Source organism: Candidatus Tisiphia endosymbiont of Metellina segmentata (genome assembly GCF_964030715.1).
Lineage (GTDB): Bacteria > Pseudomonadota > Alphaproteobacteria > Rickettsiales > Rickettsiaceae > Tisiphia.
Genome location: NZ_OZ034919.1, coordinates 822,662 through 834,595 on the forward strand (window position 1 = coordinate 822,662; position 11,934 = coordinate 834,595).

At 33.1% G+C, this 11,934-nt stretch carries 9 protein-coding genes; 6 read left to right on the top strand and 3 right to left on the bottom strand.

The window, feature by feature from the left end:
• The first annotated feature begins 69 nt into the window (after positions 1–69).
• The 6 genes from AAHM80_RS04255 (at position 70) to AAHM80_RS04280 (ending at position 9,247) form a co-directional block, all read left to right on the top strand.
• A complete protein-coding gene (locus tag AAHM80_RS04255) occupies positions 70–999 on the top strand; it encodes an AEC family transporter (protein ID WP_342260384.1) in 930 nt (309 codons plus the stop codon).
• A gap of 292 nt (positions 1,000–1,291) precedes the next feature.
• Complete coding sequence (locus AAHM80_RS04260; protein ID WP_342260385.1) at positions 1,292–3,571, top strand: NADP-dependent malic enzyme; 2,280 nt, start codon at positions 1,292–1,294, stop codon at positions 3,569–3,571.
• 61 nt (positions 3,572–3,632) lie between these two features.
• Complete coding sequence (locus AAHM80_RS04265; protein ID WP_341747906.1) at positions 3,633–3,809, top strand: twin transmembrane helix small protein; 177 nt, start codon at positions 3,633–3,635, stop codon at positions 3,807–3,809.
• Between the two features lie 76 nt (positions 3,810–3,885).
• Entirely contained in the window at positions 3,886–5,868 is a 1,983-nt protein-coding gene (parE, locus tag AAHM80_RS04270) for a DNA topoisomerase IV subunit B (RefSeq protein WP_342260386.1), read from the top strand.
• Between the two features lie 42 nt (positions 5,869–5,910).
• Positions 5,911–7,290, top strand: a complete 1,380-nt coding sequence (locus tag AAHM80_RS04275; RefSeq protein ID WP_342259368.1) for a S41 family peptidase — start codon at positions 5,911–5,913, stop codon at positions 7,288–7,290.
• Between the two features lie 466 nt (positions 7,291–7,756).
• Complete coding sequence (locus AAHM80_RS04280) at positions 7,757–9,247, top strand: HAMP domain-containing sensor histidine kinase (RefSeq protein ID WP_342259369.1); 1,491 nt, start codon at positions 7,757–7,759, stop codon at positions 9,245–9,247.
• A 31-nt stretch (positions 9,248–9,278) separates the two neighbouring features.
• Here the strand turns inward: AAHM80_RS04280 and AAHM80_RS04285 are convergent, their stop codons facing one another.
• The 3 genes from AAHM80_RS04285 to AAHM80_RS04295 all read right to left on the bottom strand — a co-directional run bounded on the left by AAHM80_RS04285 (position 9,279) and on the right by AAHM80_RS04295 (position 11,917).
• A complete protein-coding gene (locus AAHM80_RS04285) occupies positions 9,279–9,530 on the bottom strand; it encodes a BolA/IbaG family iron-sulfur metabolism protein (RefSeq protein ID WP_342259370.1) in 252 nt (83 codons plus the stop codon).
• Between the two features lie 103 nt (positions 9,531–9,633).
• A complete protein-coding gene (locus AAHM80_RS04290; protein WP_342259371.1) occupies positions 9,634–11,190 on the bottom strand; it encodes a patatin-like phospholipase family protein in 1,557 nt (518 codons plus the stop codon).
• Between the two features lie 175 nt (positions 11,191–11,365).
• A complete protein-coding gene (locus AAHM80_RS04295) occupies positions 11,366–11,917 on the bottom strand; it encodes a hypothetical protein (protein ID WP_342259372.1) in 552 nt (183 codons plus the stop codon).
• Positions 11,918–11,934: the final 17 nt, after the last annotated feature.

Here is an 11,934-nt window from a genome sequence, read left to right on the forward strand (position 1 = left end):
GGTATAACATAATATTTACAGCCAATTGCTAATTGTCTAGCAATTGCTAATTGGGATAATTGTAAACTGATGAACGAAATCTTCTCTAGTACATTACCTGTTTTGTTGATTCCCTTGTTTGGTAGTATTATCAAAAGGAAATGGTTGACTTCTGAAGAATTTTGGCGAGGATTAGAGAAATTATCATATTTTTTTCTTTTCCCTATTATGCTTTTTAATAATATATATGCAGCCGATTTAAATGCATTGTCTATAATAAAACTGGTATTTGCATTAATCATCTCCACCTCTATTATTTCTTTGGCTTTAATTATCTATCAGAAGAAAACCAATTTTGACAAGGTTCAGTTTACTTCAACTTTTCAAGGTGCAATACGTTTTAATAGTTATATATTTTTTGGTGTTAGTAGTCCTCTCTTGGGTCAGGAGGGACTTGCTATAGTATCTGTGATTTCATCCTATATGATCATTTTTACTAATATCATATCAGTAATGATTTTTGCACGTTATATCCCTGATAGTTCAGTAGCTAAGTCGCCTAAAGCTAGCTTTATATTGATACTTAAATTGATAGTACAAAATCCCTTGATTATAGCTAGTATAATTGGATTTCTTTTTAATTATTCTGGTTTAGAATTACATCTTGGTATAAAAAAAACCTTATCTAGCCTGTCCAACTCTGCTTTAGCTATAGGCATGCTAAATGTTGGGGCAAGTCTCAAATTTTTTATGCGTGGTGCTATTTTACAAAATGTATTGCTTACTAGTTTTGTTAAGTTAGTGGCTTTTCCTGTTGTCACAATAATTGTGTTGTCACTAATGTCAATAACTGGTACTGCTAAATCAGTTGGTGTCCTGTATAGCTGTCTGCCGTGTGCTAGCACGGCTTATGTTTTATCACGCCAGCTTGGTGGTGATCCGGAATCTATGGCATCAATCATTACGTTCACAACACTTTTTTCAATAGTATCATTGTCAGTTCTTATGTGGATGATATAACTAATAAACTCAATTTCGGATTAATGAAATTAATCCGAAATTGGAATGAGAATGTAAACAATCAGGCTTAAAGCGGTTTGACGCCTGATTGTTAAATATTTCATTTGCTAATAATCTTATTTTTATACCAATAAAAATAAGATTATTAGCGATAATAGATTAAAATGCATTCGTAGAACCGTTTCAAGAATGCATTTTTCTGATATTTTAACCAGTTTTGGATTAAAATTAAAAATTTTAATCCAAAACTGAGGTTAATAAACACTTGAAGTAATTAAGAAGGAATAACATCATGGGTGAAATGAATAAAATAAATTATCTCAAAGCCTTAGAATATCATCAAAAAGGTAAGCCAGGCAAAATTGCTATTGTGACAACTAAGCCTTTGGATACTGCACATGACTTGGCTTTGGCTTATTCGCCAGGGGTAGCAGCTCCGTGTCTTGAAATTGCGAAAAATATAGATGATATTTATAAATATACTGCTAGAGGTAACTTAGTTGCTGTAATAACTAACGGTACGGCAGTTCTTGGCCTTGGTAGTATAGGTGCAGCTGCGTCGAAACCCGTAATGGAAGGAAAAGCCGTTTTATTCAAGAACTTTGCGGATATCAATTCTATTGATCTTGAAATAGATACGACTGACCCTGATGAGTTTGTTAATGCAGTAAAATATCTTAATTATAGTTTTGGAGGCATTAATTTAGAAGATATTAAATCTCCTGAATGTTTTATAATTGAAGAAAAATTAAAAAGCTGTATGCAGATACCTGTTTTTCATGATGATCAGCATGGCACGGCTATTATTGTTGCTGCAGGTTTAATTAATGCAGCTTATCTTACCAATCGTTCATTTGATAGTCTAAAAATTGTCGTAAGTGGTGCAGGGGCAGCGGCAATTGCTTGCATTGAATTACTAATTGCTCTTAGTGTAGACAAAAAAAATGTTATACTATGTGATAAAATGGGGGTAGTTTACCAAGGTCGGCAAGAAGGCATGAACAAATGGAAAGAATTATATGCAGTCGAGACCGATCTTAGAACTCTGAGTGATGCTATGAAGTCAGCCGATGTATTCCTTGGTTTATCTGTTAAAGGAACAGTATCTAAAGAAATGGTAGCTAGCATGGCTGCAAATCCTATCATTTTTGCCATGGCTAATCCAGACCCAGAGATTACTCCGGAGGATATACAGCTAGTTAGAAGCGATGCAATCATTGCTACTGGACGCTCTGATTATAATAATCAGATTAATAATGTTATGGGATTTCCATATATTTTCCGTGGAGCTTTAGATGTTAGAGCTACTACTATTAATCAGGAAATGAAAATAGCGGCAGCAACTTCTTTAGCTGAATTAGCAAGACAAGCTGTTCCGAATGAAGTTTATAAAGCATATCCTGGTAAAAAAATGTTTTTTGGTCCAGATTACATAATTCCTGTACCATTTGATCCAAGATTAATTACCACTGTTCCGGTAGCGGTAGCTAAAGCTGCTATAGATAGTGGGGTTGCTAAAATTACCGAATTTGATGTTAAGAATTATGCAAAGGAGCTGGAAAGTAGGTTAAATCCTACCTCTCATTACATGAATCTATTATTTGAGAGAATTCAACAATCAACACCTCAAAGAATAGTTTTTGCTGAAGGTGAGGAGGAAGAGGTAATTATAGCTGCTATGAGTATGCGGGATGCTTCGTATGCTCATCCTATCCTAGTTGGTAGATCTGATAAAATATCTACTGTTTTAAATAGAATAGGTATGAATTATGATTTAGATGGTATTACCATAATGAATGCTGCTATTAACCAAAATCTTGATAAATATATAGATACTCTTTATAGCCGGTTACAGCGTAAAGGTTACTTATACCGTGACTGTGCTAGACTAGTTAAAAGTGATAAAAATATATTCTCAGCTATCATGGTAGCTTGTGGCGATGCTGATTGTATGGTTACTGGTGTAACAAAGAGCTATTATAGTAGCTTAGAGGATATTATGAAGGTAATGGAAGCCAAAGAAAATAACAGAATTTTAGGTTATTCCATTCTGATTGCCAAGGAGCATAATATAATTATTGCTGATAATAGTGTGGCTGAACTGCCAAATGAGCAAGATCTTGTGGAAATAACCTTGCAGACTGCTAATATAGCAAAAAATATGGGAATGACACCAAAGGTTGCACTACTTTCCTTCTCAACTTTTGGTAATCCAATGAGAGAAAAGGCAAATAGAGTACGGGAAGCTGTTAGAATTTTAGATAGTATGAGTCTAGATTTTGAATATGATGGCGAAATGTCAGCTAATGTTGCTCTGAACCCTAATCGTAATTCATATAAGTTTTGTAGGCTATCAGGTCCTGCTAATGTATTAATTATGCCCGGTCTACATTCGGCTGCAATATCAACACAATTGTTACAAGAATTAGCTGGAGGTGTTTTTATAGGACCAATAATTAATGGTTTTGAATATCCGGTACAAATAGTACAAATGGGAGCGTCAGCAAGTGAGATAACAAAAATTGCCACATTTGCCTGTATAGATGCAATAAATCTCTTGAACGAAAGATAATTAATTTTCGGATTTTATATTATTTATGAATAGGTTATAATAACTCTTTCGAGGAATTTTAATGATATATACGTTAATTGCTTTAAGCTTGACTACATTAGTCTTAGTGATAGGGATTGTCTCTATGGCTATTGGTGGGAAATTTGATAAAAAATTTAGCTCAAAATTAATGTCACTACGGGTTATATTTCAGGCAGTTGCTGTATGTTTGCTTGCTTTTCTCTATCTTTCAAAATAGTGCAAAAGGCTCTATAGTAGTGGCTTTCACCTTTTGCACAAATTTTACCCAAAAACTTGTAAGTTAATACCATAATATGTCTGATCTATTTAGTTTTAATGATAAAAAGCCTAAAATTAATAATTCATATACTGCAAAAGATATTGAAGTATTAGAAGGGCTTGAACCTGTACGCAAGCGTCCTGGTATGTATATTGGCGGAACAGACGAAAATGCTATGCATCATCTTGTTTCGGAAGTACTGGATAATGCTATGGATGAAGCTGTTGCTGGTTTTGCTAACATTATAACCATAAAAATGCATGTGAATAACAGTATCACTATTTCTGATAATGGTAGAGGAATTCCTGTCGATAATCACCCCAAATTTCCTGAAAAATCTGCTTTGGAGGTGATTCTAACTCAGCTCCACTCGGGAGGTAAATTTGCGAATAATGTATACCAAACAGCAGGTGGATTACACGGAGTTGGTATTTCTGTTGTTAATGCTTTATCTGACTATTTAGAAGTTAAAGTGTACAAGCAGGGTAAATTATTTAAGCAATCTTATTCTAAAGGGCATAAATTGAATGATTTAGAAAGCGAAGATGTTGCAAAAAAATTAAAGGGAACATCTATACACTTTCATCCTGACCTAGAAATTTTTGGTGAAAAATCGTGTTTTTCTCCTAAAAAAATATACGAATTAGCTAAATCAAAAGCCTATTTGTACAGGGGAGTAATGATAGAGTGGCAATGTGAGATTGAGACTAAAAGTGATGTACCGACAACAGCCCTGATCCATTTTCCAGATGGTTTGAAGGATTATTTAATATCAAAAATAAATCATGACGATTTAGTTAGTGGAGAGATTTTTTGTGGTAATATTGATTGGGATCAAGATCACGTAAAAGTGGAATGGGCAATTGCTTGGAATAAAAATGAATACCAACCCTTCATACAATCATATTGTAACACTATTCCCACCCCCCTTGGTGGAACTCATGAACAAGGTTTGCGTAATGCATTACTTCGCGGCTTAAAAATATACGGCGAGATGATAGGTAATAAAAAAACAACTCTACTTACTATTGAAGATATTCTTGAAACTTCTTCTATTGTTCTCTCTATATTTATCCAAGATCCAATATTTCAAGGACAAACAAAAGAAAAATTGGTTTCACTAGGGGTTAATAAAATAGTAGAAAACATTATTAAGGACCATTTCGATCATTGGTTAAGCAGTAATAAAGTAGCCGCAAACCAATTAGTTGAGCATATAGTCAATATTGCTGAATTCCGAATAAATAAGCGTAATGAAAAAAATACCTTACGTAAAACTGCTACACAGAAATTGCGACTACCAGGTAAATTAGCCGATTGTACAAGAACGTCTCCTAATGGGACGGAGCTATTTTTGGTTGAGGGAGATTCAGCTGGAGGATCAGCTAAGCAGGCAAGGGATCGAGAAACACAAGCTATTTTGCCTCTTCGGGGCAAAATCCTAAATGTTGCCAATGCGACTCTAGAAAAGATTACTAATAATCAAGAAATTCAAGATCTAGAAGTGGCACTAGCATGCGGTAGCCTTAAAAATTACCGAGAAGAAAATTTACGTTATGAAAAAATAATAATTATGACAGATGCTGATGTTGACGGAGCTCACATCGCCTCACTGTTAATGACGTTTTTTTACCTTCGTATGCCAAAGCTAGTATCATCGGGTCATTTATATATTGCAAAACCACCACTTTATCGACTAACACAGTCTAATAAAACTTACTATGCAATAAATGATCAACAAAAGACTGATTTAACTGCTAGATTATTAAAAAATAGTAAAGCTAAAATAGACATTGGTAGATTTAAGGGACTGGGGGAAATGATGCCAGCTCAGTTAAAAGAAACAACAATGAATCCAAAAAATAGGTCACTTTTAAAAGTTACTATAGATGATTTTGATAATATTGCTAAGATGGTAGACAATCTTATGGGCAAGAAACCAGAAAAACGTTTCCAGTTTATTTATGATCAGGCTTTAATTAAAATGGATACTATTATAAACAATCTAGATATTTAAAATTGTGTCATCTACCAACTACTTATAAATTACAGGAGTACTATGTTCTTACGTTTAATTACAATATTATTATCAAGTTCTATCATTTTTTCTAATATAACATTTGCTGAAGAAGTAAAGAAGAAAGAATTACCAAATTCAGCTTATTTAAAACAATTCCAAGATATCTTTGAACGTGTTAATAGAGACTATGTCCAAGATCCTGAAAAACAAAAAATGACTGATGCAGCTATAGAAGGCATGTTAACTTCGCTAGATCCTCATTCTAACTACATTACTGATGAGGATCTAGAATATTTTCTTGACCACACTAAAGGAGAATTTGGAGGTATTGGTGTTGAAGTGCAGTATGACAATGGTGCTATCAAAGTCATTTCCCCTATTGATGATTTACCAGCTTATAAGGCAGGTATAAAAGCTGGAGACTATATTGTGGGGGTTAATGATGAGTTGGTATCAAATTTGGGATTTAATAAAGCGGTCAGAGAGATGCGTGGAGAACCAGGGGCAAAGGTAAAATTATTGGTAATCACGGAAGGTGAAAGCAAGCCAAAGGAACTTGAACTTACTAGAGAAATAGTTACAATTACACCAGTAAAAGCCCATTTAGAAAGAAATAATATCGCTTACGTAAGGATAGGGAGTTTTAATGAACATACTATTGCAGAATTAAAAAAATCTATAAAAACTTTAAAAAATGAAAGTAAGAATGGTCTAAAAGGTATTATCTTAGACCTACGTAATAATGGTGGTGGTTTGTTAGATCAGGCTGTTGCGGTTAGCGAATATTTTATTGATTCTGGGGTAATCGTTACTACCAAAGGCAGAAGCAAAAATAGTAACTCGGTATTGACTAGCAATAAATTTGCAGAAAAAGCACCATCTGTCCCGATTGTTGCTCTTATTAATGTTGGTTCTGCTTCAGCTGCAGAAATCGTAGCTGGTGCATTGCAAGATCATAAAAAAGCAGTAATACTTGGAACAAAATCTTTTGGTAAAGGGTCCGTGCAAAGCTTTGCTACAATTAGTCCTAGAGCTGCTATAAAGCTTACAACAGCTAAATATTACACTCCTAGTGGTCGTTCAATTCAAGCAGAGGGTATTGAACCTGACATAGTGGTTGAGATGGCAGAAGTTAAGTATCCCGAAACAAAATCAATAGATAAGAGATTTTCTGAATCTTCTCTAAAGAATTATCTAAAAAACGATAATAATAAAAATGATGATAAAAAAGTAGATACTACAGATAAAAATAAAGAACTTATTAAGAAAACAGATGATACTACAAAAAATACCAAACCAAAAAATACTCTAGAACAATTATCTGATCTTTATAAAAAAGATTATCAATTTGCTAGAGCTTATGATTTAATTATGGGATTAATCTTGACTAATAAAAGTAGCAATGAATTGAAAAAATAAAGGGTATACTCGGTGAACTTCAAGAATTGGCGTCGTCGTGTCTAAAGATCGAAGTTGCTCACGTACTAATGTACGCCTAGCAGCTCGGCTTTACTACTGCTAGCTCTTCTTGAAGTTATACTATCGTCTACCAACTCTTCATTTACGAGTAGTATACAATGGGTAGGGTAATTGGGCATAACTGTTGAAAGTTAAAAAATCATCTATTAGCGAAGCGTTGTTGTAAGGCTTAAACCGTCTATTAGCGAGCGAACGTACGTGAGCGTGGCAATCCATGAAACTTGTCATATAGATTGCTTCGTCGACCTTATGGTCTCCTCGCAATGACATGCTAGATTCTTAAGTTGACGCCTATGAGAATTCGTGTGATTAGGAATGATAAGGTTACAAAGGAAATATCAGCTATTAGTTATGACTTTAATATTGTCCTGTGTCTATATGTGTAAGTAATATATGTGCAAACCTAATGATTCAAAATAAATATATTGTTAGACTGTCATCCATTGGCTTATTTATAAACATTATTGTAAATATGATTTACTATCGTTACTTCATTATTGAAGAAATGATTTTAAAGCAAGTCGGAGAAACAAATATTAAAATAGCTGATGTTTATACAAAAAATGTTTGGGATAGGAATAGAACTGCTGTAGATAAGATACATGAATTTGGTTATATAAATTTATTACAAGATACAGATTTTATTAGGTTTGCAACTACTTCAGTTGATATTTTTGTTAATCTTAATGCCTATATTTCTTTATATGATCTACAAGGTAATAAAATTATAACTAGTTCGCCAATTCAAGTAACAAGTCACATGAATTTTCCTGAAGATACTCTGTATCAAAAAATTCTTACCAAAATTGATAGATATTTTTTAAAAGAATTGAGTATAGAACAAGCCTTTAACAAAGCTTTTAAAGGGATAACAACTCATCTATTAATTCCTAGAGCCATGTTACATATATCAGGGGAGGTAAAGAAAGCATCTTGTATAACAAGTTATATCCCAATAATAAACCGTGATCCATTGAACTATCCTGTTGATGGTGTATTAGAGATACATACCAATATTACTAGTTTATGGGCAAGTATTATAGAGCTTGAAAGAAAAGTATTATTAACTTTTGTTATCATTTTGGTAATATTTTTAGTTATAGTTATGAGCAACACAAATTATGCACAAAAAATTATAGACCGGCAATTTGAGGCTAATAAAGCATTAGAGGAAGCAGTAACTAAGGTTAGAAATGAAAGTTCTGCTCATACTAAATTTTTTGCCAATGTTAGTCATGAGCTGCGTACCCCTCTAAATGCTATTATAGGTTTTTCAGAAATTATGATGTCTACACCTTACAATAAGGAACATGATGTTTATGTAAAAGATATTCATAACGCAGGCAAGCATTTACTAGGTATAATAACCGATATATTAGACTTGTCAAAAGCATCTGCTGACAAGCTATTAGTTGATTTTGTAGAGTTAGACCTAAATAAATTAATTACTTCTACTATAAGGATAATGAAACCAAGAGCTGACCAAGCGAATGTAGCATTAATTGAAAAACTACCAAAAGATCATATTATTATAAAAGCAGATCCCAAAAGGCTTAAACAAGTATTTTTTAACCTTTTATCTAATTCTATAAAATTCACCAACGCATTAGGTTCTATAACAATTCATGCTGAAAAAAATGAATCTCAAGGACTAGTTTATGTGCAAGTTATAGATACTGGTATAGGAATTGATGAGAAAGATATTCCAAAAGTACTCTCAACATTTGGTCAAATTGATAGTGCCGTTGGCAGAAAATATCAAGGGACTGGTCTTGGTTTACCACTCACTCGAAAGTTGGTTGAACTAATGAGAGGTAAATTTGATCTACAAAGTAAAATAGGTATAGGTACAACTGTAACACTAACTTTTGCTTATGATAGTAGTATAGAACAATAACTACCCTAATGTTGGGAATGCAGGTGTATGATTATTTGACTATATTTAATGGAGAACTGGTAGTTTTTATGGTGATAGCATGTAATTTATTATTATTCAGTATTTCTGCTAAAGCTTTTTTTACCATCTTGTGCTGATTAATTAGACTAATTCCAAGAAAAGCATCATCTTGTATTTCTAAGGAATAATGATCCTGATCTTCAGCTAAATCAACAATTTTTATTTTGGCATTTGGAAAACTATAACGTATAATTTCTTCAAGTTCTTTAATAGATATTGCCATTATTCTTTAGAGTTTTTTATGTAACATACAACAAAAGCTTAAAGTCTGCAATCAGAGAAATTTAAAAGTCGGTCGACTGGCAAAGTAATGCATTTTTTACTTTCTAATAACAGTCAACTAAGTCGTCAGCATGCTCGTATAGTGTATCCTGTCCCTCAAGTTTAGTCACTTCTTGAACACAAGAAATATTATACTTATAATCATGAGAGGTACTAATTATTAATGACTTAATATTTTCTAATAGCTCTGAACGACTCTCTGTATCTAACCCTACAATCCATTGAACGGTTTTCTGTACTTCTTCAGGTAGTGATGCAATTGTAGTAAGATCTAACTCTTCAGGAGATACATTATTAACATATTCTAAATATTCTAATGCACATTTGGAATCCTTTGCATATAACTCTTTAATCCACTGAAGTGTTGTTGTAAATTTCTCACTAATTACAGTAGTATCTATTTTTTCATTAGTCACTACAGTATTGCTAGATTCTAATTCACTACTTACCATTGCATTTAAGACTTCAGGTTCTGCAGTAGCCACCACTATATCAGAATAGTCTGAGTTGCTATCACTTTCATACCCTTCATCATTAACCTCAGAACTTACCAGTGCATTTGAGATTTCAGATTGCTCAAGATTATCTTTCCAATCAGCTTTTAACCTATCACACAGATCTTGTACTAACTTGGAATTATTTTCCAAATATTGCTCAGCAACTATTTTTAACTTTGCTATATTATTTTGGCTAGAATTGTCTAATTTGCTACATTCTTTTGGAATAGGAAGCCATATCTCTGTATTTTGTCCTTTACCTGTTAGATCTAACCTAACCTCATTTACATCAGCTTCTTCGTCATTTTTCATAAGTGTATCAATTAAGCCATTAATTAACCACCCTAATGCTCCATCAAAATTAGGTGATGGTATTTGGGCTTTTGTTTGCTCACCTTTTCCAAAATTGATAGAACAAATCATAGTGCGTTCCATAATGTCTGCTTGTTCATGATAACTAAGCCCTTCTTTAAGCACTTGTAGCACTGTAGCAGCTGGACGATTAGCACCAAGACCACCATCGGCAAAAGCATAAGGCTTACCCGCAGCATAATCATAATCTCTTACAGCTTCTTCATTAATAACAGCTTTAAAATAGGTTGGGGCTGCTGTAGTTGCAAGAAGCACATCCTTTATTCTAACATGTGGACTATGTTTATCATGACTGTCAAAGATCTTCATACTATTCTTTCCTTCATTCAAATCAGCAACTGGTATAATAAGACGGCATAGACTATCATCTAATCTATTATCCCCTAAATGCTTTTCTAGCATTTTCTTCAAAGGTTCTTGACTATATTTGTGTTTTATTATTCCCCAGTTAAACCAGCTTTGAGGAAAGATTTCAGGAGCAGTATTTTCAAATAATTCCAAAACTTCTTTAGCTGAATAACGAGGTTCTGTTGATCCTTCTTCTTTAGGAATTGTCAATAAGGCTGCAATTAACCCACCAACACTAGTGCCAGAAATAATATTAAATAATTTAGATATAGGTTGCTGGGTTATTTCTTCTATTTTCGCTAGTACAACTAACTCAGCTATTCCTTTTACCCCACCACCTGAAAGGCAAAGAACTTTATTTTGTCCTGTTTGATTTGTAGTCATAAACTATGCCGCCGTAACCTTTTAAAGTTTCCTAATATTTAGGTTATCATACAATTTATATTGTAACAAATAAAATTTTGTATCATAATAAATAAAGGTAAAAAATAAATTATATAGTATCATAGGAAACCCTAAAATATTACACAGCAAATTTGTAAATTGATTTATCAATTTTTCAAAGCATTTGAGTATATAACCTAACATGCTGCAAAATTTTCTTTGCAGCCTCACTAGCAGGAAGGAGTGTAACATCAAGCTCAAATAAATTAGGATGAGAAATTTGAATCAAAGGATATTTTGGATAAACATCTTGTATATCGATTGATTTGTAACGAAGCAGCCTATCTAGTTGTTGAATTCTCATAATATTTTCTTCTTCTGAAATCAATAATTTTACAGGAATAAATGTTGATTTACGGCTCGATGCTAGCTGTTGTACTTGATTAAAAATCTTATGATCACCATCAATCTCATAGAGACAATTAGTAAGAACATAGTTATTATAAGTTTCTTGGCTTAGAAAATTAAAAATACCATCTCGTATATGTTTAATTGTATCCCAAGCAAATTCTGGAATAGGAGTCAACCCATCATAATTTAGAAGTGAGAAAATAGGATTATTGATATGCTGGTTGTCACATATGCTGTAGCCAGCTTTTGCTATTTCCTTTGCTATAGTATACTTGCCAGTCCCTGGTTTACCTATTAGGTAGATAACGGTAGTCATTTTGTTTAATCTCACTA